The sequence below is a fragment of the Lactococcus protaetiae genome, assembly GCF_006965445.1.
GTDB lineage: Bacteria > Bacillota > Bacilli > Lactobacillales > Streptococcaceae > Lactococcus > Lactococcus protaetiae.
Genome location: NZ_CP041356.1, coordinates 1406025 through 1431214 on the forward strand (window position 1 = coordinate 1406025; position 25190 = coordinate 1431214).

Annotated in this window: 22 protein-coding genes and 1 pseudogene; 21 read left to right on the forward strand and 2 right to left on the reverse strand. The window is 34.1% G+C overall.

Annotated elements, in window-relative coordinates:
- The first annotated feature begins 1133 nt into the window (after positions 1–1133).
- From FLP15_RS06850 to FLP15_RS06870, 6 genes and pseudogenes are all read left to right on the forward strand, one after another.
- Complete coding sequence (locus FLP15_RS06850; RefSeq protein WP_190288260.1) at positions 1134–3278, forward strand: LTA synthase family protein; 2145 nt, start codon at positions 1134–1136, stop codon at positions 3276–3278.
- 336 nt (positions 3279–3614) lie between these two features.
- On the forward strand, positions 3615–3941 hold the full coding sequence (locus tag FLP15_RS13090) for a hypothetical protein (RefSeq protein ID WP_223804569.1): 327 nt from the start codon (positions 3615–3617) through the stop codon (positions 3939–3941).
- 2 nt (positions 3942–3943) lie between these two features.
- Complete coding sequence (locus FLP15_RS13095; RefSeq protein WP_223804570.1) at positions 3944–4117, forward strand: hypothetical protein; 174 nt, start codon at positions 3944–3946, stop codon at positions 4115–4117.
- Between the two features lie 93 nt (positions 4118–4210).
- A complete protein-coding gene (locus FLP15_RS06860; RefSeq protein WP_142766496.1) occupies positions 4211–5320 on the forward strand; it encodes a YibE/F family protein in 1110 nt (369 codons plus the stop codon).
- A pseudogene (locus FLP15_RS06865) lies at positions 5317–6080 on the forward strand (YibE/F family protein). The gene FLP15_RS06860 and the pseudogene FLP15_RS06865 overlap by 4 nt, the downstream one beginning before the upstream one ends.
- A gap of 382 nt (positions 6081–6462) precedes the next feature.
- Complete coding sequence (locus FLP15_RS06870) at positions 6463–7326, forward strand: MIP/aquaporin family protein (RefSeq protein WP_142766497.1); 864 nt, start codon at positions 6463–6465, stop codon at positions 7324–7326.
- 141 nt (positions 7327–7467) lie between these two features.
- Here the strand turns inward: FLP15_RS06870 and FLP15_RS06875 are convergent, their stop codons facing one another.
- Positions 7468–8040 (reverse strand): helix-turn-helix domain-containing protein, encoded by a 573-nt coding sequence (locus tag FLP15_RS06875; protein WP_142766498.1) that lies wholly within the window; start codon positions 8038–8040, stop codon positions 7468–7470.
- Between the two features lie 359 nt (positions 8041–8399).
- Between FLP15_RS06875 and FLP15_RS06880 the strand changes: the two genes are divergently transcribed.
- From FLP15_RS06880 to FLP15_RS06945, 14 genes are all read left to right on the forward strand, one after another.
- The gene (locus tag FLP15_RS06880; protein WP_142766499.1) at positions 8400–10451 is read left to right on the forward strand and encodes a beta strand repeat-containing protein; all 2052 of its coding nucleotides are present in this window, start codon (positions 8400–8402) and stop codon (positions 10449–10451) included.
- 64 nt (positions 10452–10515) lie between these two features.
- Entirely contained in the window at positions 10516–11769 is a 1254-nt protein-coding gene (locus tag FLP15_RS06885; protein WP_142766500.1) for a class C sortase, read from the forward strand.
- Positions 11770–11792: 23 nt separating this feature from the next.
- Positions 11793–12494 (forward strand): pilin N-terminal domain-containing protein, encoded by a 702-nt coding sequence (locus FLP15_RS06890; RefSeq protein WP_142766501.1) that lies wholly within the window; start codon positions 11793–11795, stop codon positions 12492–12494.
- Positions 12495–12669: 175 nt separating this feature from the next.
- Positions 12670–13419, forward strand: coding sequence for a Wzz/FepE/Etk N-terminal domain-containing protein (locus tag FLP15_RS06895; protein ID WP_142766502.1), 750 nt, complete (start codon positions 12670–12672; stop codon positions 13417–13419).
- A 36-nt stretch (positions 13420–13455) separates the two neighbouring features.
- A complete protein-coding gene (locus FLP15_RS06900; protein WP_142766503.1) occupies positions 13456–14145 on the forward strand; it encodes a CpsD/CapB family tyrosine-protein kinase in 690 nt (229 codons plus the stop codon).
- 17 nt (positions 14146–14162) lie between these two features.
- Positions 14163–14927 carry a tyrosine-protein phosphatase gene (locus FLP15_RS06905; protein ID WP_142766504.1) on the forward strand — a complete coding sequence of 255 codons (765 nt, stop codon included), beginning with the start codon at positions 14163–14165 and terminating at the stop codon, positions 14925–14927.
- Positions 14928–14960: 33 nt separating this feature from the next.
- Entirely contained in the window at positions 14961–15662 is a 702-nt protein-coding gene (locus tag FLP15_RS06910) for a sugar transferase (RefSeq protein ID WP_223804571.1), read from the forward strand.
- A 28-nt stretch (positions 15663–15690) separates the two neighbouring features.
- A complete protein-coding gene (locus tag FLP15_RS06915; RefSeq protein WP_190288261.1) occupies positions 15691–16821 on the forward strand; it encodes a glycosyltransferase in 1131 nt (376 codons plus the stop codon).
- A 12-nt stretch (positions 16822–16833) separates the two neighbouring features.
- Entirely contained in the window at positions 16834–17823 is a 990-nt protein-coding gene (locus FLP15_RS06920; protein WP_142766506.1) for a glycosyltransferase family 2 protein, read from the forward strand.
- 3 nt (positions 17824–17826) lie between these two features.
- Positions 17827–18903 (forward strand): EpsG family protein, encoded by a 1077-nt coding sequence (locus FLP15_RS06925; RefSeq protein ID WP_120771369.1) that lies wholly within the window; start codon positions 17827–17829, stop codon positions 18901–18903.
- A gap of 16 nt (positions 18904–18919) precedes the next feature.
- Positions 18920–20014: a polysaccharide pyruvyl transferase family protein gene (locus FLP15_RS06930; protein WP_142766507.1), complete on the forward strand. Its 1095-nt coding sequence runs from the start codon at positions 18920–18922 to the stop codon at positions 20012–20014.
- Complete coding sequence (locus tag FLP15_RS06935) at positions 19998–20942, forward strand: NAD-dependent epimerase/dehydratase family protein (RefSeq protein WP_142766508.1); 945 nt, start codon at positions 19998–20000, stop codon at positions 20940–20942. The genes FLP15_RS06930 and FLP15_RS06935 overlap by 17 nt, the downstream gene beginning before the upstream one ends.
- A 36-nt stretch (positions 20943–20978) precedes the next feature.
- Positions 20979–22361: a lipopolysaccharide biosynthesis protein gene (locus FLP15_RS06940; RefSeq protein WP_142766509.1), complete on the forward strand. Its 1383-nt coding sequence runs from the start codon at positions 20979–20981 to the stop codon at positions 22359–22361.
- A 12-nt stretch (positions 22362–22373) separates the two neighbouring features.
- The gene (locus tag FLP15_RS06945) at positions 22374–23294 is read left to right on the forward strand and encodes a phosphodiester glycosidase family protein (protein ID WP_142766510.1); all 921 of its coding nucleotides are present in this window, start codon (positions 22374–22376) and stop codon (positions 23292–23294) included.
- A gap of 251 nt (positions 23295–23545) precedes the next feature.
- Here FLP15_RS06945 and FLP15_RS06950 read toward each other — a convergent pair whose 3' ends face one another.
- The gene (locus tag FLP15_RS06950) at positions 23546–24457 is read right to left on the reverse strand and encodes an LCP family glycopolymer transferase (protein WP_142766511.1); all 912 of its coding nucleotides are present in this window, start codon (positions 24455–24457) and stop codon (positions 23546–23548) included.
- Between the two features lie 215 nt (positions 24458–24672).
- Here FLP15_RS06950 and rimM point away from each other — a divergent pair, with 215 nt between their 5' ends.
- The gene (gene rimM / locus FLP15_RS06955; RefSeq protein ID WP_142766512.1) at positions 24673–25188 is read left to right on the forward strand and encodes a ribosome maturation factor RimM; all 516 of its coding nucleotides are present in this window, start codon (positions 24673–24675) and stop codon (positions 25186–25188) included.
- The last annotated feature ends 2 nt before the right edge of the window (positions 25189–25190 follow it).

Sequence of the window (25190 nt, forward strand, 5' to 3'; positions counted from 1 at the left end):
TGAGCAAAGACTTATTCAGTAGGAGTTTCGTAAAACATTTGTCCATTTTTTCTAGTCGCTATCTTCGCTGCGCTACGCTGTCCGTTTGATTGCCATTTGGCGTTGGCACTTTAGTGCCTTACAGCCAATGGTCATGCGAAGCTAGCTGCTAAAACAGCAAGAGCAAAAGGCAAAGCGACTGATAAAAGGGAAACTCACCACTGAATTTAGGGCACAACCTCTAGGTGTAACAACTAAGCGACCTGTACGCAGCTAAAGCTGCAACAGTCTGCTTAACATCTTCGATGTGAGATCACACCTCCGCTTCGCTTCGTTATCCATTCGCTCTATCTCCGTTTCACTGCGCTGTCCACACCACGGATATCCATGCTCGCTACGGTGCTGAAGCACCAAGTCGCAATGGTTCTCGCTAAGTGGCTAAAGCCACAAGTCGAGTCGCAAAGTACTAACGCCCTAGGGCAGTCGGACGAAATTCAAAGATTGCCATTCCGCCTTATCGTTTTAGCGAGTTGCGACTTCGACTAGGCACGTTCGTGCCGTAGCGAGAATCGACAGCGAAGCAAAGCGGAGGTAGAGCGAATGGACAGCGTAGCCCGAAGGGCGGAGATAGCACGCTCTTGTTTTGATAAAAACTTGATAAGATTTTAATAGTGGGAATTATCTTTCACTAAAATATCTCATTATTACGATTAAAAGTCCTAATTAATGAAGCTTAAATAGTGTTAGAATCTAACTTAAGATTTCGTTAAACTTAATATGGTATATTTAATTCTAAATTTTTGTGTAAATATTGTATATGATTTGCCTAAAATAGCTAAATAGCATATAATTTAGGCAATCTAAAAACAATAAATTTGTTTCAAAATTTTATTTTCTTCATCATAGGCTATACTTTAACATAAGCTTAAAGTCAACATTTAATTCCAATCTACCCTTAATTTTCTGTGAAAAATTATTGGAAAAACTGGAGTTTTCCTGACGATAGATGGAGTAATAAGCTATGAAACACATTCAACGGTTTTCTATCTATATTGATTTATTAAAAAATATTTCGCGGATACAAAATGAGATATTTAAAAAATTAGTCTAGCACGTTTCCACACAAAAAAGAAATTAGTTTTGGAGTTACAAAATTGAAAAAACTACTATCTGCGTTCAACACTCGTGTTGGCTTGCTTAGTTTTATTGTATTTTTCGTTTGGGTTAAATCAATGATTGCCTACTTTGGAGTTTTCAATCTCCGAGGCGTAGGTCCAGCCGAATTTTTACTAATGATTATTAACCCAATCGGGTTTACTGCAACTTGCTTTGCCGTTCTACTATTCATTAGGAGAACATCAATCTTTTATTTGGCAACACTTATTTTAAGTATCGCAGCAAGCTTTCTACTCTATCTCAATGTTCTCTATTATCGAGAATTCACCGATTTTATAACAATTGATACAATGACAGGTGGAGCAGGAATGTTCCAACACGGCTTTGATTTTGGCTCGATTCCTGTGCATTTGATGGACTGGGTTTATTGGATTGACCTTGTTGTACTTATTGTTTTAGTTATTGCTAAAAAGGTCAAGTTGGATAATAGACCAGTAGGCGCTAAACGTGCCTTTACTTTCATGTCAATGGGGCTTGCACTTTTTGGATTAAACTTCTGGTTTGGTGATTTTAACAAACATCAATTGATTTTACGTCGTGCCCAATCGGATAAAACATATGTTGTCCGTTATCTTGGCTTAGGTCCATGGATGCTGACGGATGGTTATTACACTCACCTTGCAAACTCACAGCGTAAAGATGCTAGTAAAGAGACATTAGACCAAATTCAAAAATATATTGCTTCTAATCGTTATCTTGCACCAAATGCCAAAATGTTTGGTATTGCTAAAAACAGAAACGTAATTGAGATTCACCTTGAATCTTTCCAACAAGATTTGATTGACTTAAAAATTAAGGGAACAGATGGTAAAGAACACGTTGTTACACCGTTCCTGAACTCACTTTATCATTCGAACTCTGTTTATGCATTTAGTAATTTCTTTAACCAAGTTGGACAAGGGAAAACATCAGATGCAGAAAATATGCTAGAAACTTCAACCTTTGGTTTGCCAGCAGGCTCACTCTTTGCGAAATATGGCTCAACACAGACTTTCCAAGCGATGCCAGCAATTCTAAATCAAACGGATGGTTATAGCTCAGCCGTTGTTCACGGAAATGTCGGAGCCTTCTACAATCGTCTAAATACCTACAAACAAATGGGTTATCAAAATTTCTTTGATCAAAGTTTCTTCGATAATTCAGCTTCAAATATGAGTCCTTGGGGGATTAAAGATAAACTCCTATTCCGAGATTCAGTACCATTGCTTGAACAAATGCAACAGCCGTTTTATATTAAATATCTGACAGTAACTAACCATTTGACTTATACAATGGATGACGAAGACCGTGACCCAAATTTTGCCACCGTAGATTCAGGGGATAAACTTGTTGATGGATATTTTGAAACAGCACATTACCTTGACCAAGCCGTACAACAATTCTTTGACTATCTGAAAAAATCAGGTTTATATGAAAAATCAATTATTGTACTCTATGGTGACCATTACGGTGTGTCTGGTTCAGATTTGAAAGCTTTGGCTCCGTATATTGGTTACACTTCAGATGATTTCAATAGTTTTGATAATACAATGTTACAACGTACACCATTCATGGTAGATATCCCTGGTCGGACAGATGGACATATCATAAACACTTACACTGGTGAGATTGATGTGATGCCAACCCTAGAACATTTACTTGGTATTAATACTCAAAAGTACGTTCAGTTTGGTCAAGATATGTTTGCATCTGGAAGACAAGACTATGTCGCACTGCGAAATGGTGGCTTTGTTACTCCAACCATTACCTTACCAAGCTTGAATAGTCGTTATTATTACGACACTCAAACTGGTTTGCAGATTGATAAGCTAACTCCTGCACAGGAGGCTTACGTCAAGTCGACAAAAGAAAAAGTAGCAGAGTTGCTATCAGCATCTGATAAAGTGAATAATCAAAATCTACTTAGGTTCTACACGCCCGAAGGCTTTACTCCAGTTAATCCTAAAGAGTATAACTATGCAGTTAAGCCAACAGAAAGTAGGCTGAAGAAAGAGAACGAAGATCTTTCTGCAAAATCAAACAGCTTACTTAGTCAAAATCAAGGTAAATCAACATTACCTGATTATACGACTGACATTCCGCAAGTCAAGGACGGACAGGATAAAACAAAAGTGAAAGATTAAACATAAGAAACTGTCAACCTGAGCAGAATAGAGTTTTGAAGTAATTACATTATTAGTCGGAGATTTTTTCTCCGACTAGTAGTGGTAGAATGTGCTACTTAGTCAATATTTAACCAAGCAAGTGTCTGCTAACCCCCACCTATTTTAGGTGGAGGGGCTAGCAACACTAAGCTTTGCTTTCGTTCTACTGCCCTAGGGTCTTGGCGCTTTAGCGAAATCGACAGCGTAGCAAAGCGGAGGTGTGACCTCATATCTTTGATGTTAAGCAGACTGTTGCAGCTTCAGCTGCGTACAGGTCGCTTAGTTGTTACACCTAGAGGTTGTACCCTAACATCAGTGGGAGAGAAAGAATCGTCCACTGATGAAGTAATCACTTCAAAAGAAAGACTTATGCACGCACCTACTAAGTTAGACTTATTAAGAGAGGAATCAATGAAAACAGGATATTTTCTTCCAGTTTCGCTCAATCATCGATTGGCTTGGCTCTGGACAATCATCATTTTAAGCTTTGAAAGAGTTATTTTCTACGAACTTGACAAGAAGGGAAATTGGTTTCTGACTGCTTTAGCAATTATTTCCTACATTGCTTTTATCGTTTTGATTTGGCCACATCGTTTCTTCATCTCAGATAAACATTTGCACTTCACAACATTTCCCGTGTAAAAATGAAAAGCATTGATTTGAAGTACATCACAGCAGTCAGGACGACAAAATTTGGCTTTGAATGTAGCTATGCTGGGAAACGTTATCAATTTTTAACTTTTGGTAACTCCAAGCAAACACTTGCAGAACTACAAACTATTGAATCTGAACAAGAAGTAGCAGAAATAAAAGCCTAAATCAACTTAAAAATGCAAAGAGAATTAAGGCTAAAAACAAAATTGTTTTAGCCTTTTTTCTCCGACTTGAGCTCTTTAAACTAATATAAAAATATGAACATAAAATTCATTACAAAAAAAATACTGCTACCAATTCTAATCAGTGTATTTGTTTTTGTTATTGTTGATAATGACAGTTTTATCTATCAAATGCCTGTTGGGAGAATTGTAAAAGTAACCACCACAAATATTCAAGAAACATCAGACGATTTTCAAAACAAAGACCGAGAAATCACACAAAAATTAACCATTAAACTGTTAAACAATAATCACCAAAAACTGACCCTAAAAAATACAGTAACTGAGTCGCAAACAACAGGTCAGATTTATCGTAAGGGGCAACAAGTAATCCTAAAAAAAATAGGTGGAAATTATCAACTTTCCACTCTAAAAAGAGATGCTTTGATTGCTGCCTTAATCACTTTGTTTATCGGTTTCTTAATTAGTTTTCAACGCTTTAAATCCTCTATTTTTCTGATTTTATCACTGATTTTAAATCTAGTGTATTTTGTCATTGTTATTGGATTAAATGTTGAGTTCAATCCTCCAGTGCTTGCATTATTTGGTGGATTATCAGTAATATTTGCAGTTTCTTCCTTATTTTTTGTTTTGGGAGCAACACGTCAGATGTTTTATACTTTTATAACCACTATTCTGACGACTTTACTCACTTTTGCCCTCACGTTAACCGTTTTAAACCTGACAGGAAATACAGGAGTTCACTTTGAGTATTTGGAGTACGTCACACAAAATCCATCCGAATTTTTCTTTGTAGGAACGATGATTTCCGTTCTTGGTGCAATTATGGACGGCACAGGCGACATTGTTGCAGGACTTTTTGGTCTAGCTAGACAAAATGAACTGAATAATATCAATATGACAAGAACTGATTATATAAAATCAGGCATTTCAATAGGTCAAGAAATTATAGGAACGCTAACAAATGTCCTCTTTATGATTTTTATGGCAGAAGCTCTGCCTATGACTTTGCTCCTTCTCAGAAATGGGAATACATGGGGATATATTGCAACCATCGGACTTAATCTAGGTTTGCTTCAAACAGTAATATCAGCAATTGGAATCGTTCTAGCAGTACCAATTACAGCTTTTGTAACAAGTATAGGGTTAGTAAAATATAGTGAACGAAAGGAGATTCAATCATGAACTCTCTCCTTGTTTTATTAATTATTTTGGTTGTACTGATGCTCTTGGTTGCCAGAAAAGACGGTGTGCGAAATCTAATGGGCTTACTGATAAATTTTGGTATGATTTTTGTACTCATTACCTTGATTTCTTGGGATTCAATGCACTCTTGGTCTTGGTTATTTTATCCGTAATCATTTTAGCTTTTGCAATTTTCATGTCATCAGATGAAAATGAGATGACAGTCATCGCTTTTAAGACAAGCGTCATTGTTGTTTTAAGTCTTATGGTATTAGCAGTATTTGTTCAGCATATTGGACAATTTCAAGGTTTTGCAGCAGAAGATGTTGATGAATTAGAAAATCTCTCACTAACTGTTGGACTAAATTTCTCAAATGTTGCTATTGTAGTTATGGTAATTTCAATGCTTGGAGCTGTTGCCGAATCTGCAATGGCACTGACAGCAAGTTTGTATGAAGTCATTGAGCAAGATGAATTCATGACAATTGAACAATTTAAAAATCAACGAGTCATTATTTCTCAACAAATATTAGGAACAGCAGTCAATACACTATTTTTCGGTGTTTTAGGTGCAACTGTTGGATTAATTCTCTGGTTTGTACGACTTCAATATAGTTGGGCAGAGATTTTTAACTCAAAATTGTTAATGGCAGATGTTGCTGCGATGCTTTTAGGAATGCTTGGAATTTTATTTTCTATCTGGCTTTCAGGATATTTTGTAGAAAAAGATTTTGAAAAAGAAAAACATGAATCAGACTAAACAAATTCAAGACTTATTCAGTGGGAGTTTCAACTCACCACTGAATTTAAGGTACAACCTCACATCTTCGATATGAGGTCACCTTGTCCAAGAAGCCTAGGCGCTAAAAGCGCCAACGCCCTATGGCAGTCGGACGAAATTCAAGGCTTGCCATTCCGACTAGGTGCTTCAGCACCTTAGCGAGGATGGACAGCGTAGCAAAGCGGAGATAGTGCTGCTAATACTCCTACCTAAGAGGTCGGAGTATTAGCACGCACTTGCTTTGATAAAAAAATATTTAAATTTTAGGTCATATCATTAGCATAAGTTAAGAAAACTATGATAAACTGGTAACGTTGACATCTTTTATTTATGTTATAACAAGAAAGGAACTTATTTAATTATGGATGTTTCATGGATGACAAAGTATCTTGCCGAAGGCTTGGGGACAATGCTCCTTGTTTTGCTTGGTAATGGTACAATTGCAGGAGTAACTTTAAAAGGCTCTAAAAATGAGGGAATGGGTGGCTTAGCCATTGCATGGGGATACGGAATTGCTATCTTAGTCCCTGTTCTTGCTTTCGCAAATATCTCAGGAGCGCACATTAACCCAGCAATTACTCTTGGTCTTGCATCAGCTGGGCTTTTCCCTTGGGCGCATGTCGCACAATATATCTTAGCACAATTAATTGGTGCTATTGTAGGTCAATTGCTAGTCGTTGCAATTTACAAGGAATACTTTGCTAAAACAAACGATGCTGCAATCTCTCTTGGAGCATTTGCGACAACAAATGCTTTGGATGATGGTAAAAGTCGTGGTAAAGCTATCTTAAATGGTTTTGTGAATGAAGTTATTGGGATGTTTGTATTCGTATTTGGTATCCTCAGCTTTACAACCAATTTCTTTGGTGCCGAAGGTATAAAATGGATGACTGACTATGCTCAAAAACAAGGAGCAAACATCAATTCTAGCGATACAGTAAGCCAAATTTGGGCATCAGTTTCAGGAGCTTCATCGTCAAAAATGGTTGGAGCGCTTGCAATTGGTTTGATGTTTGTTGGGTTGGTTACAGCTTTTGGTGGTGCAACAGGTGCAGCACTAAATCCTGCGCGTGACTTTGGACCACGTTTAGTTTATAGCTTTATGCCAAAATCAATCGTTGGTCAAGATAAAGATGCAAAATGGTGGTACGCATGGGTACCAGTTGTCGCAACAATTATTGGTGCAGTTATTGCAGCCACAGTTTTCAAAATATTCTTTGCTTGATGAAGTCAAGACTTATTCAGTGGGAGTTTCAACTCGCCACTGAATTTAGTCGGACGAAATTCAAAGCAGCACTTGCTTTGATAAAAAACTAGTAAGAATAACAAAAAAACCAGTTCTAAAAGAATTGGTTTTTTTGTTATTCTAATGTCCAATCCCCTTATAAATCAAATCATACATAGAAATTTTCATAAGATATAAAAATTTAGGTTTAAAAACACTAGGTTCAACAGGAACGTCAGAGCTTAACCAAAGAGACAAAAGAGCATAGATATAAGTATTGTAAAATCTAACAAGCTCTTTTGCCGTAAATATTGGAGCAAGCCTATGTTCTTTAACCAATCGCTCATAACGATCTCCCAGCCAAGAAAATGAAAGCTCTACAGTCTGAGAAGCAGGCTTGAATGGCAAATCAGAAGTATAAATGATGTGTGCTTCATCTCGGTGCTCCCACATTACAGACAATAAAATATCAGCAAATATTTCCAGTGGTAGTTCATCAGGTTGATGTCTAAAAATTTGATTATTAATTTCCTGAACAATATTACCATTGATATAGTCAACGATACCTTTTATTCCCTCGTTATTAAAATTTCTTTGAATAGTATTTCTTGTGATATTTGAACGACGTGAAACTTCCTCAATAGTAAGACTACCATGTTGCGCTGCTATTTCCAGTAAAGTACGAACAATAATTTTTTTAGTATCTTTAGTCATTATAAACATATTCTTTCAAAAATGAATTAGCTAATCTATAGCTGATAAGATTATATCAAAAAATATGAATTATTTCCTTTTGTTTACGATTATATTTTTGACTATTATAGGTAAAAATAGAGTAAAATTTTTATTTTAATAGGATAAATTAGCTGTTTTTTACTTTATTATTAATCAAAATAATCTATTATTTAATACGGCTTTTACTGAATCTAATTAATATTTTGTGTAAAAAACAAGTAAAATAGATTTTTATTATATAATAAAAGACTATTTCGATTATCTTTTAACAATTGCAAAAAATAGAATATTTTTGTAAACTAATCGTAAAGAATGGTTTGTATAAAAAGGAGAAGAATATGAAATTACCCACAGTTAAGTCACTTAACCGTAACGTTGCGCTGTCATGTGTAACTTTATTGACGATAACGACTCTAGGAGGTGTGTTACTGACTACAACGGCAGCTTTTGCTGCTTCATCGGGTGAGATAATTATTAATGCTCAGTCTGCTGCACCACAAATGACCAATGATGGAACACAAACAGGGAATACTAATATCGGTCAAACCTCTGGTGCGGGAGGACAGGGAAACACTTCTGGTACAACCAATGATGGTTCTGACCAAAGTGCATTGGACGCAAATAGCACAATGGCAAATGTTACTTTCTCCGCTACCCCCATCACACCAGATACAGCAAATGGTAAGACAGCAGCAAATATGGTTGCACCAACGATAGCTTCGGATGGGACAACCTCAACTACTGGTGCAGGATATGTTATCAATAATTCAGTGAATAGCGGCGTCCCTTATGATGCCACTACAAATAGTAATGGAGTTGCTACATTGAGCAGCTTACCTAATGGCTATTATCTTGTTCAACAAGAAACAAAAGTTGGTGGTGTATATGAGATCCAACCTTTTATTGTGAATGTAGATGGAAACACAGGAAGTGCTACGAGCCCTACAAGTCCAGGAGCAGTCACAAATGTTTATCCGAAACTCGACCTCACAACAACAATGAATACTCAAAATACAGCAGTCACAAATGCTGAGGATGCTGTAACAAATACACTGAATAACAATACAGCTACACCAAACGATTTAAGTCCAGCTACAAGCGCTAAAGCCGGTGCATTGAATACACCAACATCCAATCAATCAGATTTGACAGATTTAAGTGTATCTGATACTGGTAATACCACAACAGCAGCGGGCGGGAACCAAGTTTCTTTTAACTTAAACACAAGTTTTGATGCATCACAAGTAACAAATGCAGCAGACGGTTCAACAACATCTACTTCATATACTGATTCATCAGGGAATAGCTATATTACAGGAAGTTATAGTATTACAGATATTCTTCCTACAGATTCATCTACAAAACAACAACTTGCGACACTTAATAATAATTTGACTGGAGATGTGACAGATGATGTAACTATCCCATCTATTGTTCTCACAACTGGCGATGATGCTGGAAAAGATTTATTATTATCCTTGAAAGCCAATACAGATTATACAGCAACATCAACAGATGGTAAAACAATAACGATTGCTTTAACTTCACAAGGTCAAGTTGATATTGCTAATCAGATTGCAGCAGCAACAGGAACACCAGTGGGACAAGTTTCAGGAACGCTCAATATTCAAGTTGCTACAACGGTTCCCACAACTGCAGTGGGGTCAGCGATGAACCTAGTAACAACAAATGTTACTAATGCTTTTGGTACCACTCTAACGACAGGGAGTGCGGGAAATACTACAGCATCTTCAACGTTAAATGTTGGTGGATTGGATATTGAAAAGGTGGATACTGATAATTCACCAATTAAAAACGTAACCAATGGCGCAACTTTCGTCTTGATTAATGCAGCGAGCTGGGCAGACGCACAAAAATTAGTAAGAGATAATGCAGCATCATTTGATAATACGATTCCGATGAAACAAATCACAGATAGCAGTACTGGAGCCGCTCTTGTTTTAGGAAATAGCTCAGGAGCAGTAGATGCAAGCGGAGCAACGATGACACCAGTTTCTGCGGTATCCAGTACAACAGATGGGACTCTTTCTTTCACAGGTTTAGATTTGTCAGGTAGCGGTAATTCATCAAAAACAACACAAGGGCAATCCAACACAGGAGCCTCAGGGAATTATTATGCAGTTGAAGTAAAAGCTCCAACGGGCTATCAACTTCCAAACCCTAGTACAGGCGCTAATGTTTTCGGGCCTACAAATAGTATGAATGTCAGCACAAATCCTGTGCAAAATCTCATACAAAATAGTAAACCTTTTGCACTTCCATTTACAGGGGGAAAAGGAATTATTGGTGTTATCATTCTCGCCGGAACGCTTACCGTAGGAGGTGTGGTTATTCGCAAACGTCACGGAGATAAAGTGAGTGAATTTTAAGCTGATATTGATGTTCTAAAAGAACTTAAAGATAAATAAATAGATAATGAAGGAGGTTCACTTAATGGCGAAAAGGAAAGAAAAAAACGCCAAAAAGAGAACCTCTTTTCGTAATATAGTAAGCACGATTCTGTTTTTCTTAGCGATTATAGTATTATTTTATCCGATTGTGTCAAACTATCTTACTGGAAAGCAGATGACTCAGTCCATTCAAAACTATAAAAAAACTTATTATAATGAATCAAAAGAAAAGCAAGAACAACAACTTTCTTATGCCAAAAAATATAATGAATATATCTATGATAAGGCAAATCTAATCCCTTGGAGTGGGCAGATTCCACAATATAATCAAGCGCTAGAAGTGGATAAAACAGGGATGATGGGTTATCTTAGCATACCACAGATTAAACTAAAAAACCTTCCTATCTATCATGGTGCTACCGAGGAAATTCTTGCAGGAGGCATTGGACATTTACCTCAAACTTCACTTCCAATTGGTGGAAAAAGCACTCACGCAGTACTCCCAGCTCACTCAGGGAGAGTAAACGATTCACTATTCACTGATTTGGATAAACTTAAACTTGGTGATGTGTTCTATATTCACGTATTAAATCAAAATTTGAAATATCAGATTGATAATATAAAAATTGTTAAGCCCAATCAGATTTCTAGTCTTAGTATTGTAAAAGGGAAAGATTTAGTAACTCTAGTAACATGTTATCCGACAGGGATTAATAATGAAAGACTCCTAGTGACAGGACAACGTGTCCCTTATAGTGAAAAAATCCCTAATGAAAGTATTCAACGCAATAAATATGGATACGATTTTTGGGTCATTTTATTTTCGGCGCTTTTAGCAATTCTTGGATTAAGTTATCTTATTTATTGGCTTTTAGATATGATATTACTTTCATTAGGGCATTTAGGAAGACTTTGGGTACCCAAAATACATTTGAATGCTGCACTGATTTATCATGGTAAAAGAGTAAGGAGAGCAAATAGTAGAATTGATCATATCGAAATCTTATCGCTTCATCGCCAAGAACCAATAGTTCTACCCGAACACACAGGTAAAGTAGTGATGAATTCTGTGGAGGCGATAGAAACATTATCTGTCGGAGACCAATTTTACATTCGTAGACTTCTTCGGAAGAAAAACTTCCAAATCGTAAATATCCAAAAGCAAAGTAATAAAGTGAGAGTAGTACCTCTACATAGAGCAAATATTATAACCTTGAGTAGCTCATTTGACTCTGAATATTGTGTACTTATCACAGGTAAGATGCTGAAGAAAACTAAGACTAAAACTAATAGATAAAAGATCAAAAAGGAAGAAAGGTAATGCAAAAATTAAAATTCATTGTGGCAACTTCTATTTTCCTTTTATTGGTTTTAGGGGTAACGCCATCTGTACTAGCAGATAGTAGTCATACTCAACAACTCATCATTATTAAGTATGGTCTCTCCCAAGGAGCAACAGGATTTTGTAAAAAAGATACTCAAAATAGTGGATTGAAGATTAATAATATTCCAACAGACAACTTTAATAATGAGTTATCTCCCGTGGCGGACATTCATTATCGTATTCAACAGATTTTTCCAAAAATAAACGATTTTACAAAGATTTCTCTGAAAAAGCCAGAAACTTATGCAAGAAAAGGTAAAATTTTTGAAATAAAAACTAATATAACAGGTGTCGCTAATATAAAATTATCTGATGGTTTTTATATCGTAGAAGAACTTCCTAATCCAACTCAACATCTAAATGCCCCAGCTCAACCTTTCCTTATTGATTTGCCTATCTGGGATTCGGAGAAAACTGAGTTGAACAAGGTCTATATTTATCCAAAATCAAGCGTAGATCTCCCTTTAAGAAATCCTTCTTCACAAATAAAAAATACTACAAAAGAAAAAGGTACTTTACCAAAAACAGGAGAGGTGCAGGATACATTAGCTTGTATTATAGGATTAGGTTTATTTGGACTTGCTTTTCTATTGAAAAAAGAAAATAAGGATAAGGTAAGAATCATTGAAAATAGTTAAAATAACCAGTATTTTTTAGAATTAAGGTTATAATGAAATAAGCGAGGTATTAACGAAAGAATAAATCCAAAATACATTCTTGAAAAATAGGTTAAATTAAAGTAAAATACAATGGACAGAGTATTTAGAATTTATAATAAATAATAAATAATAATTTAAAAAAAGAGGGGAACTTATGAAGGAGTCAAATGAGGGAGTTGTAGATTTAAGGGGGATTTTATCAATTTTCCGAAAACGATTGCTCATGATTATCATGAGTGTGGTAATTGTTGGATGTTTTGGAGCTGTTTATACGTTTTTTATTGCAAGTCCAGTATATACGGCCTCAACTCAGTTAGTAGCAAAGTTGCCAACTTCAGATAGTTCAAGTGTTTATGCAGGTCAAGTAACAGGAAATATTCAGATGGTTAATACAATCAATCAAGTTATTGTTAGTCCGGCAATTCTTGATAAGGTCAAAAACAACTTAAACCTCAACACTAGTCTTTTAGAGCATGTAACAGCAACAAATGCGACAAATTCCCAGGTTATTAATATAACGGTTAGATATAATAATCCCTATACGGCTCAGAAGATTGCCGATGAAACAGCAAAAGTATTCAGTAGTAACGCTCAAAATATTTTGAATATTACAAATGTTAGTGTTTTAGCAGGGGCCACAGTCAATACCACACCAGTTAGTCCTAGGCCTTTACTTTATATTGGTATTTCTGTAATAATAGGTCTCATTTTGGGACTTGGTTTAGCACTTATTCGTGAGGCTTTCAATAATAAAATAGTTACCGAACAAGATGTAGAGGTAATAGGTCTTACTCTACTTGGTACAACAGCATTTGCTAAAGCAAAAGATTTTAATAGTTCAAAGATTGCTCAAGCGGAGAATACAAGAGCCCAAAATCCATCAAGAACGAGAAGAGGACGTTAGAGAAAATTTGAATCGTCAAAAATAGGGAGTAATCACATGTCAAAGAAAAAACTCGAAGTAGATAGTAACCGTCTAGTTATATCAAGTGTCAATCCACAGTCTCCAATTTCGGAGCAATATCGTACTATTCGTACAAATATCGAATTCATGATGGTTGATAATAATCTTCGGACACTATTGGTCACCTCAGCAGAAGCAAGCGCAGGGAAGTCCACTCTTATTGCAAATTTAGCGGTAGTTTTTGCTCAACAAGGAAAAAAAGTCTTGTTGATTGATGCAGATTTACGTAAACCGACAACACATCTTACATTTAGAGTGGATAACAAAATAGGTCTGACGAACGTTCTAACCAGACAAGCGTCATTGGACACGGCACTGCAAGGAACTCGAATTGCAAAGAATCTGGCCATTCTTACCTCTGGTCCCATACCACCTAACCCTTCAGAATTATTGAGTTCTCAGATAATGAAAGATTTGATTGCTACGGCTAGTCGTAACTTTGATGTTGTTCTGGTAGATGCACCACCAGTGGTCAGTGTTACGGATGCACAAATACTCAGTCGTATTATTGATGGAGTTGTTGTTGCAGCATGTGCAAATCAAACTAAAAAAGAAGAATTATCTAGAGCTAAGAGGTTGCTTGAGCATGTTCAAGCTAATGTGCTTGGATGTGTACTTACTCAATATGAGTCAGAAGATACTGCCTATTATTACTATGGAGTATAGAAAATTAAGGAATCTTTATGATTGATTTACATTGTCATGTTTTACCTAATATCGATGATGGTGCAAAAACAGTAGAAGATACCCTGAAAATGCTTCAGGCTGCGATTGCAGAAGGAATCACAGTTATCACGGCGACACCACATCACAATCCTGAATATAATAATGAGCGTCAAATCATCTTAGAGAAAGTAAAAGAGATTGAGAAAATTATTACAAAAAATAATCTTCCTATTCAACTTCTTGCTGGTCAAGAAGTTCGAATCTATGGTGATTTAGTCGCGGATTATAATGCGGGAAAACTTGTTACATCAGCGGATAGCACACGATATATGCTCGTTGAATTCCCAAGCAATCATGTTCCTAAATATGCCGAACATCTTTTTTATGATATGGCATTACAAGGTTTACAACCTATTCTAGTACATCCTGAAAGAAATTCAGGAATAATAAATAATCCAGAATTACTTTATAATTTTGTAAATCAAGGTGTACTATCGCAAGTCACAGCTTCAAGTATCACTGGTCATTTTGGTAAAAAAATCCAGAAGTTAACTTTCCAAATGATTGAGAATAATCTTACGCATTTTGTAGCATCTGATGCACATAATATAACTTCAAGAGCATTCAAGATGAAAGAAGCTTTTGAGATTATTAAAAATAAGTATGGACAAGCAGTCGCAGATGAATATAAGATAAATGCAGGTCGAGTGATTGAGGATAAAGTTATTTATCCCGCCGTTCCTTCTAAAATAAAAAATAAAAGGTTTTTAGGATTGTTTTAGACTATCGTCATTACAACAAATAAGGAGAAAAAATTGGAGTTAAACATTCATCACAGACCTCCTGATGAATATTCAAAGGATTTGCTTGTTAAAGATTTAATAGCCTTCAGGCCTTTTACGTATCGTGAGCTGTTTTTTAAGCGAATCATAGATATTGTAGGTGGTATGGTTGGTAGTTTTCTCTTTTTAATTGTGGCAGTCATTCTATTTATGCCTTATCTTTTGTCCAACGAAAAAGATAAGGGGCCGATGATATATAGGCAAAAAAGATATGGATATCATGGTGAAGTCTTTTATATTTTAAAATTTCGAACAATGATAATGAATGCTGAGGAGTATCTTAATACTCACCCAGAAATCAATAAACTTTATCATGATAATGGAAACAAATTAGAGCGTGATCCGAGAGTCACAAAAATTGGAGCATTTATTAGAAACAAGTCCATTGATGAACTTCCGCAATTTATAAATGTTTTAAAAGGAGATATGAGTTTAGTAGGTCCAAGACCAATTCTCCTTTTTGAGGCAGAAGAGTATGGTGAAAAACTTCCCTATCTCCTTGCCTGTAAACCAGGAATTACGGGCTATTGGACAACGCATGGTCGGAGTAAAATTCTTTTTCCAGAACGAGCAGACTTAGAACTCCACTATTTGAAGATTCATGGTTTTCGAATAGATTTATCTATAATCTTAATGACAATTTATCAGGCAATTCATGGAGCAGATGCCTATTGAGTTCAATCAAGGCTCATCGGAAGAAAATATGAATAAAAAAAATTTAGTAATTATCATACAGTCAGAAATAGCTGGTGCGAGTAAATATGTACGTGATTTAGTAGAGAACTTAGACGAGGCGATTTTTCAAATCAATCTTATATATAATCCTAAATTTGCTGATTCTGCATTTATTAAAAGTATTTTTTTAAATAAACATGTTGTATATATTCCGATAGAAGAAATGACTAGAGAAATTAATTTAAAAAAAGATTTATCAGCTTTTCGTAAAATTAATCAGTGGATGAGGGAAAATAAGCCTGATATCGTTTATTGTTTGTCTTCAAAGGCAGGAGTTCTTGGGCGTTTAGCGGCTAAAAGAAATAAAATTAATAGAGTTTATTATAATCCTTTGGCTTATTCGTTTATGTCAAAGGGTGAATTTTCTAAAAAACAAAAGTATCTATTCATTACAATAGAAAAATTCCTGAGTAGGTATGCAACGACAAAAACAATTGTAGAATCAGAAGGAGAAAAAGAAGCGGCAATCAGTGTTGGGCTAGATAGGGAAGATAAGTTTTTAATTATTAAAAATGCAATGAAAGATATGTCACTTCCAAATAAAGAAAAAATCCGACAGAAAGAAAACTTCCCGATAAATGCTTATATTATTGGGACTATTAGTAGATTATCAGAACAAAAAAATCCCATTTTATTTATGGACATAGCAGTAAAGTTATTAAAAAAATATCCAGATATACATTTTGTTTGGATTGGAGATGGACCACTAGAAGATGAAGTTAAAAATTATGCTAAACGCTTAGGAATTGACTCTTATATTTCGTTTTTAGGTTATCGAGATGATTCTGCCATACTTGCGGCATCTTTTGATGCCTATATGTCAACTTCATTGTATGAAGGATTACCTTATTCATTAATGGAATCAATAAGAGTTGGTGTACCATTGTTTGTCAGTAATGTGATTGGTAACAATGAAGTAGTCTTACCTAATAAAAATGGACATCTTTTCGAGTTGGGGAGCCAAAATATTGAGGAAGACTTTTCCAAATTTAAAGCATGGCAACAAAAAAATTCTGATGAAAACATTAGACAAACATTTCTTGACAATTTTTCAATGGATAAATTTATTGAAAAAACAACGCAAGAACTATTAAAATGAAAGAAATAAAAAATGAGTAATCCTCTAATAAGTGTTATTATTCCTTGTTATAATATAGCTGATTATGTGATGGAGTGTGTTCTCTCGGTTATAAACCAAACATACAAAAATATTGAGATAATATTGGTTGATGATGGAAGTACTGATGATACATTAAAAAATTTAGAAGTTCTTAAAACATTGGATAATCGTATTAGAATTCTTCAAAAAGAAAATGGCGGATTGAGTGATGCACGTAATGAAGGAATAAAATTTTCAACGGGTGATTATATCACTTTGATTGATGGGGATGATTCGGTAAGTGAAAATTATGTTAAACATTTATATCAAGGAATTTTAAAAGGTGCAGACATTTCTTGTGTCTCTTGGTACCTAACATATGAAAATGAGAAAATCGATTTCAAAGAGATTAGTTCCGCAAAGGATGATATTATCATCTTGTCAAAACGCGAGGGATTAAAACAGGTGTTTAATCAAGGAAATTTTGAAACAACTGCCTGTGCAAAGCTTTATCCACGGATATATTTTAATAAAATTAAATTTCCTAAAGGACTTTCTTTTGAAGATTTGGCAACAGTTCCTCTGTTATTGGAACAAGCTAATAAAATCTCATTTTGTAATGTCAGAGATTATTATTATTATCAGCGAGATAATAGTTTGTTACATGAAGACTTTAATCAAAGAAAGATGGATGTATTAATCGTTGGAGAGAGATTAATTTCGGAATTTCTACCTAAAAATTTTGAAATTCAGAGTATTTTTTATGGGAGGATTTTTGCTGCTTATTCAACAATCTATAGACAAATACCTGATAAAACAGATAAGTATCAAGAAGAAAGAGAAAGACTATGGAATGGAATGAAAAATGTCCGAAAAAAATTAAAAATTTTTGAAATTGAGAATAGTAAAGTAAAGCTTGGAGTCATTTCCTCTTATTTTGGTCAGCCAGTTTTTCGATATATTTTTAATATCTATAGTCAAAGAATTGTAAAAAGGAATTGATAAATGTTTATTTATTTTCTAATTTTTCCTATTATAGGATTAATTTATTTGGCTTTTCATAATCCGATAATCAAAAATAGAAAGTTATTTTTGATATGTTCTTTTTCTTTTTTAGCGGTTATTGCAAGCCTGAGGGCAAACACAGTAGGATCAGATGTAGCTAATTATCAAAATATCTTCGAAAGCACAATCAATGGGTACACCCCCGATACTAGATACCCTGTCTATGTTACTTATTCACACATTGTAGGGCTTGTTTCACAAAATCCCTATGCTATTACTATAGCAAATTCTCTGGTAATTTGTTCTTTAATTGGTATTTTTATCTATAGAAGTGGTGTTCACAGCTTATATTCCACCTTTTTATTTGTTGGTATGTATTTTTATGGAGATAGCTTGAATGGTGCTCGGCAATATATTGCTGTGGGATTAATTGCGAATGCTTTCCTGTTTATTTTAAATAAAAAGTGGATGCAGTATATTTTGCTTACAGTCCTTGCTATAGGTATCCATTCTACAGCAATTTTAAGTTTAATTTTTATTCCTATTGTTGTAGTCAAATGGACAAGAAAAAATATTTTTATGTTCTTTGTAATTATTATTGTTATTTCTCTTTTATATAATAGAATAATAAGCTTATTTTATATAATCTTTCCTCAGTATAGCATATATTCAAATCAGCAATTTCTAAGTACAATTCCTACGCAAGGCACGGGGATGATTGTTATTTATTATCTATTTTTATTATGCTTATTTTTGGTTTTTTTATATGTAATCAATTCTTACAATCTCCAATTAACAAGTGTTGAGATAAAAATTATTTTATCATATTCAATAAGTTTGTTGTTATCAATAATCTTTTTTAAAAATGTACTTATAATTCGTATGTTATGGTATTTCTCAATACTAGGGATTATCTGTTTCCCGATAATTATAGATAAAGTGAGTGCTCTTTTTAAAAAAAACAAGCAGGCGAGAGTTGTCATATTTTCTCTATTCTTTGTTATTATTTTCTTTGCCTATGTTATTCAACTCAAAAAAGGAATTGATGAAATCGTTCCTTATATAACATGGTTATAAACGAATGAGGTAAAATTTGTTAAAAATACTAAAAAAAATATTAAAAAAATTTATTCCAATAAGAGTTCGGATTTATATCAAATCGTTAAAATATAATGCTAGATACGATAAATATCGTTATGATGGAAAGAAAATTTTTCTCTTTGGTACACCTCATTCGGGTAACTTGGGAGACCAAGCGATAGTTATAGCTGAACTTGAATTTTTAAAGAAGCATTTTCCAAAGTATAGAGTGTTTGAAGTACCTGTTCCAATAATTTCAAGAAGTATAAAATATATAAAAAGGATAGTTGATTCGGAAGATTTAATAATGCTTCATGGTGGTGGTAGTGTAGGTGATTTATATTTGGATGCTGAGATTGGTACAAGGGCAGTTTTAAGTAATTTTCCAAATAAAAAGATAGTTTTTTTCCCACAATCCGCTACATTTACTAGTACTAATCAATCCTTTAAAGAGTTGAAAAGTTCACAAGATGTTTACGATAGAGCTGGAAAAAATTTGATAATAACAGCTAGAGAGAGTAAAAGTAAAGAAAAATTTGAACAAATTTTTTCTAAAAATACAGTTATTTTGGTACCTGATATAGTATTTAGTCTTCATAGTGAGCTACACAATAAAAGAAAAAATATCCTGTTTTGTATGAGAAAAGATTCAGAGAAGGTGTTAACATACGCTGACGAAACTACCTTGATTAAAAGTTTGTCTCAGAAATACAAGAATGTGCATATTTCTGATACTACAATTTCTGAAATTGTGACAAGAAAGACACGTGTGGAAATAGTAAATGAAAAATGGGATGAGTTTCGTAATGCTCGAATAGTAATTACAGATCGTTTGCATGGAATGATCTTTTCAGTTATAACAGGCACTCCATGTGTTGTGTTTGATAATTATAACTCTAAAATAAGAATGACTTATAAAGACTGGTTGAAAGACTATAAAAATATTAGATTTATTGATGAAAGCTTTGATAGTAACGAGATAATGAAGGCTGTAGAGGAAGTAATTGATCAAGAAATTCTCCCAATTAAATTTGAAAATAAATATCTTCCCCTTGTAAATGCGATAAAAGAAGCGGAGATGCAAAATAAAAATGATTCATTCGAGTAAAATATTTATTACTGGAGGAGCAGGGTTTATTGGTTCTTCTTTGGCAAACGTTCTTTTAAAATACAATAATAAGGTAATTGTTGTTGATGATTTATCAATGGGAAGGTTTGAAAATTTAATTCCATCTACTAATCTTATAACAATTAAAGGTTCTGTGACTGATAAAGAGTTAATGACCAAAATTTTAAAAGAATATAAATTTGATTATATTTTTCATTTAGCCGCTGTTGCTTCTGTTGCTGCATCTATTGCTAAACCATTAGAAACACATGAGGTTAATTTTGACAGTACATTGATACTATTAGAATATTTAGTAAAACACCCTAAAAATTTAAAGAGGTTGGTATTTTCTTCTTCCGCAGCGGTGTATGGTAATGAAAAAAGGCTACCTAAAAGAGAAGAGTCTCCTATTCTCCCATTAACTCCATATGCAATTGATAAATTTTCATCTGAACGATGGATTACAATTTATAATACTCTATATGGAATTCCAACAAGTTGTACGAGATTTTTTAATGTATATGGTCCAAAGCAAAACCCAAATTCTCCATACTCTGGTTTTATTTCTATACTTGTGGATAGATTGAAAAATTTGACAGAATTGAATATTTTTGGAGATGGGGAACAGGCAAGAGATTTTGTCTATATTGAAGACGTTATCCAAGCATTAATATTAATTGCTACATCTGAGGAGTCTCTAGGAGAAGTGTACAATGTTGGGACTGGTAGTCAAAGTACCTTAAACGAATTAATTGAATTATCGCAAGTATTAACCCAAAAAAATATAAAAGTAAATTATTTAGAAAATCGTGAGGGAGATATTAGACATTCTGTGAGTGATATTTCTAAATTAAAAGCTATTGGTTATCAACCAAAATTTGATATAAATCAGGGAATGAAAAAGTACTTCGACTATGAATTCAAATGAAATCAGATATAGTGGGCATAATCATAGGATAAAAAAATGAAGACAATATTTTCAAAATTATTGGGTAATACTGCAATTTTTGCTATTGGTAATGGAGCAACATTAATTGTATCCTTTTTCATGGTACCTGTTTATACTCATATTTTATCAACCTCATCATTTGGTATATCTGATTTAATAAATACAACAGTTAATATGCTTTTACCAGTTGTATCCCTTAATATTTTTGCAGCAGTATTTCGTTGGACGCTGGATGAAGAAACCAATGAGTTAGAAATATTCTCTAACGGTCTATTTATAACGGGAATTGGTGCTTTTACATCAATTATCATAGGTTTAGTCTTAATATTATTTCATGTAAAATACACTTGGGCAATTGGAATTAACTTGGGTGGGGTCGTTCTTCTTAATCATTTTCAGAACTTTGCTCGTGGAACGGATAGAATAAAACTCTATGCATTGTCTGGAGTAGTTAGTTCGGTCGTTAATGTCTTATCCAATGTTGTTTTAATGATAGTTTTTAAGTTTGGTTTAACAGGTTACCTTATTTCTTTAATTCTCTCAAATTATATTGCGGTTTTATTTTTAATAGTTTTTGGTAAACTTTATCACTATTGGAGCAGAGCGTTAATCTCCAAAAATGTTATTCGCGAAATGCTTAGATTTAGTCTACCTATGATTCCCAATGCTTTTACTTGGTGGATGACAAACGATGCTAGTAGATTGATTATTTTGATGTTTGTTGGACCTGCTGGTAATGGACTTTTTGCAATTGCGAATAAAATCCCGTCTATGATTACTACTGTATTTAATCTTTTCCAAAATGCATGGCAGATTTCTGCTGTGGAAACATCTAAAGAAAAAAATGTATCAAGGATTTATTCTATTACATTTAATGTTGTTTTGGGCTTCCTTGTTTTTGGGTCAACAATTATTGTCAGTATGATAAAATTGTTTATGCACTATTATGTTGCGCCAGATTTCTTTATAGCTTGGGAATTTGTTCCTATTCTACTGTTAACAGTAACGTTTTCTAACGCATCAGCTTTTCTTGGCACAACATATCTTGTAGCTATGAAGACAAAAGGATTGTTTACTACAACTATTTGGGGGACTATTATAAATTTAAGTTTGAGTTTTATCTTGATTCCTTTATTTGGGGTACATGGTGCGGCAATATCTGGGGCTTTAGGTTTTTTAGTAGTGAGTGTGATGCGGCTTAAACAAACTGCCAGATGGATTAGAATTAGGATAAAATGGGGACTTCAACTGGTGTTAATTGTTGGATACAGCGCGATGACTGTAATTGAATATATAAGTGCTAATGCAATAATATTAAAAATTTTCATTTTGATTATAATGGCTGGATTTTTAATAGTTTATTTGAAGAGTGTTAGAAAATTTAATTTTAATAAGTAGTTTGAGGTTGTTATGGGAAATTATAGAAAGCATAAAAAGAGTAAATATAAACACATCCGGATAATAGGAATAGTAATTCTTTTCGGAGCTATTGCATTTGGCATATATTCACTGAGTGAAAAAACTTTCACTAATAAAAAACTATCGGCACCACATATTGCACAAACAAACAACTCTCCTAAAAAAACAAATGAAGTAAATGGCTATATAAGTTCAGATTCGCCAAAAGCTGTATCTGGAAGTATGCAAATAGTAGCAAACAGTGGTGCTCCTCAGTGGGTTAAAGTTCCTTCAAATGAACAGTTAAACAGATTTACAGATATGTCAAAAGATGGTCTTACAATTTATCGGATAAATAACCCTGAAGTTCTAAAGACAGTTACGACGTTGAAAACACCAAGACGTTCGATGACTGATATCGAAAAAGAATATCCTAATACATTGATAATGAATGCCTCGGCTTTCAATATGACGACAGGTCAGATAGTTGGTTTTCAAATTAATAATGGTTTTCTACTAAATGACTGGGCGGTTGGGAACTATTTGCAGTATACTTTTGTCATTAATAAAAATGGTTCATGTAAAATATATGATTCGACGACACCTGCAAGTACAATCATTAAAAATGGTGCAACGCAAAGTTATGATTTTGGTACGGCACTTATTCGTGATGGAAAGACTGTTCCTAGTGACGGTAGTGTAAATTGGGAAATTCATGCTTTTATTGCTAATGACAAATCTAATAATCTTTATGTGATTTTGAGTGATACAAATGCTGGTTATGATAATATCATGAAAGGTGTTGCTTCTCTAAATTTGGAGAATATGCTCCTTCTTGATAGTGGGGGTTCTAGTCAGCTTTCTGTAAATGGCAAAACAATTGTAGCTAGTCAAGATAATCGTGCTGTTCCAGATTATATTGTGATGAAATAATTTTATATTGTTTTGGTTTGTTAGGAAAAAATGAGAAAATAGTATTATAAAAATCGAATGGAGTCTTGATTTGGTACTATTTTGTATTAGTAGCATCGTTGTTCTTAGCATTTTGGTTTTATTATTAAACCAGGGAGCGAGCAATAATATTAATCGCAATGCTGGAGATTTAGAGGAGATGAGAATCTTATCTGAAATGAGTAAGGGAATAAATAAAAAATCATGAGTAGCACTCATGATTTTTTTGTTTACTATTGGAGAGAAGTGAGGAAGAGGTGTTTGACAGTTGTTAATTCATTGCTTGTTATAATTTCGTTACCATCTTGTTTAGTGGTATGAAGATTAAGCTTACTTGTCGTCAATAGTGCCTTATTGTAGTGAATTAATATTTCTTTAAATTCGTTGAAAGAAATATTGGTTTTTACAGTGTCACTAAAAGAGTAAAGAATGTTGCGATAGTAGTTAAAGTTAGAAAAATTCTTGGCTTTGGTTAGCTTTTGAATATTGCCATAAAGTGCCATTGAGACGTTTTGGATGCGTGTGATAAGGGCTTGTTGGTCGTTTTTGTCAACGAGAGAAAGATAAGCCTGAACTTCTTTAGTAGCATTAAGGTGAAGAGTACCTCGGTTAAACTGGTAGCCTTCTGATACAAAGGCAGTAGGATTTTGAAGAGTGATCCCTCCGGTTGCTTCAACTATCTCTCCTATTTTATCTATGTCTATTTGTACGATTTTATTAATAGGAAGTGATAAACTTTTGTGAATGTCGTTGAGGACAGCATTTTTACCTCCCTTGGCGTAGCTATCAGCAATTGTTGTTTGATTGGGCAGTGTAGCTGTAACTGGGAAATTTAAAAATGTAGTTTGTTTGGTTTGGGCATTAGTGGCAACTAAAACTGCTGCAAAACAGGAATTTTCTCCATTTACCGTATTGGTTTCTATAATCAATGTCGTAAAAGGTTTAGATTTTGAAAAATTGATAGGTGTAGTAGCTGAACTTTTAGCGTATGAGCTAGAAAAGGTAGACTCAATATTCTTGTAAATACCAAAAGCGGCTGCACCTATAATTAAGATAAGTGTAATAATGACACTCAAGATAATCTTTAGAGCTAAGTGTTTTTTTCTTTTATGGTGTCGGTGATGACTTTTTGATTTATGTGCCATTCTCTGCCTCTTACGTTAATAATATGATAACATTATACTATATTGCACTGAATATGGAAAGCTTTTACAGGGGAGAAGAGTGTAACTTAATTGCGGTGCTAATATTTATAAATTGTGAATGTTTAGAACACGATAAATAAAAATTTAGGAATAAATTTGTAGTAACAATGACTTCAAACTATTTGTCGTGTGATGGGGTATGATATAATTAATCCATGGAAAAATTTTACAAAGTAGGAACAATCGTAAATACGCAGGGACTTCAAGGGGAAGTACGTGTGATGCCATCAACAGACTTTGCTGAGGAACGCTTTTCTAAGGGAGCAGTTCTGGCGCTTTTTGATGATAAGGATAACTATATACAGGATTTAAAAGTTAAATCAGGTCGTTCTCAAAAGAATTTTTATATTGTTAAGTTTGAAGGCTTTTATCATATTAATGAGGTAGAAAAATTTAAAGGGAGTGTTCTTAAGGTTTCAGAAGAACATCAGTCTTCTCTTGATGATGGTGAGTTTTATTATCATGAGATTATTGGAAGTGATGTTTATGAAAACGGAGCGCTTATTGGGCAAGTCTCAGAAATTTTGCAACCGGGAGCAAATGATGTCTGGGTGGTAAAACGTAAAGGAAAGCGAGATTTACTCTTACCATATATTCCTTCGGTCGTTTTGAATGTTGATGTAGCCAATCATCATGTGGATGTTGAAATAATGGAAGGTTTGGATGATTAGTA

Bases quoted from the DNA above. Each gene is read 5' to 3' on its own strand.
- FLP15_RS06870 (WP_142766497.1), top strand. From the start codon at position 6,463: ATGGATGTTTCATGGATGACAAAGTATCTTGCCGAAGGCTTGGGGACA.
- FLP15_RS06935 (WP_142766508.1), top strand. From the start codon at position 19,998: ATGATTCATTCGAGTAAAATATTTATTACTGGAGGAGCAGGGTTTATT.
- FLP15_RS06950 (WP_142766511.1), bottom strand. From the start codon at position 24,457: ATGGCACATAAATCAAAAAGTCATCACCGACACCATAAAAGAAAAAAA.
- FLP15_RS06895 (WP_142766502.1), top strand. From the start codon at position 12,670: ATGAAGGAGTCAAATGAGGGAGTTGTAGATTTAAGGGGGATTTTATCA.
- rimM (WP_142766512.1), top strand. From the start codon at position 24,673: ATGGAAAAATTTTACAAAGTAGGAACAATCGTAAATACGCAGGGACTT.
- FLP15_RS06915 (WP_190288261.1), top strand. From the start codon at position 15,691: ATGAATAAAAAAAATTTAGTAATTATCATACAGTCAGAAATAGCTGGT.
- FLP15_RS06945 (WP_142766510.1), top strand. From the start codon at position 22,374: ATGGGAAATTATAGAAAGCATAAAAAGAGTAAATATAAACACATCCGG.
- FLP15_RS06890 (WP_142766501.1), top strand. From the start codon at position 11,793: ATGCAAAAATTAAAATTCATTGTGGCAACTTCTATTTTCCTTTTATTG.
- FLP15_RS06860 (WP_142766496.1), top strand. From the start codon at position 4,211: ATGAACATAAAATTCATTACAAAAAAAATACTGCTACCAATTCTAATC.
- FLP15_RS06880 (WP_142766499.1), top strand. From the start codon at position 8,400: ATGAAATTACCCACAGTTAAGTCACTTAACCGTAACGTTGCGCTGTCA.
- FLP15_RS06925 (WP_120771369.1), top strand. From the start codon at position 17,827: ATGTTTATTTATTTTCTAATTTTTCCTATTATAGGATTAATTTATTTG.
- FLP15_RS13095 (WP_223804570.1), top strand. From the start codon at position 3,944: ATGAAAAGCATTGATTTGAAGTACATCACAGCAGTCAGGACGACAAAA.
- FLP15_RS06875 (WP_142766498.1), bottom strand. From the start codon at position 8,040: ATGACTAAAGATACTAAAAAAATTATTGTTCGTACTTTACTGGAAATA.
- FLP15_RS06920 (WP_142766506.1), top strand. From the start codon at position 16,834: ATGAGTAATCCTCTAATAAGTGTTATTATTCCTTGTTATAATATAGCT.
- FLP15_RS06885 (WP_142766500.1), top strand. From the start codon at position 10,516: ATGGCGAAAAGGAAAGAAAAAAACGCCAAAAAGAGAACCTCTTTTCGT.
- FLP15_RS06900 (WP_142766503.1), top strand. From the start codon at position 13,456: ATGTCAAAGAAAAAACTCGAAGTAGATAGTAACCGTCTAGTTATATCA.
- FLP15_RS06940 (WP_142766509.1), top strand. From the start codon at position 20,979: ATGAAGACAATATTTTCAAAATTATTGGGTAATACTGCAATTTTTGCT.
- FLP15_RS06905 (WP_142766504.1), top strand. From the start codon at position 14,163: ATGATTGATTTACATTGTCATGTTTTACCTAATATCGATGATGGTGCA.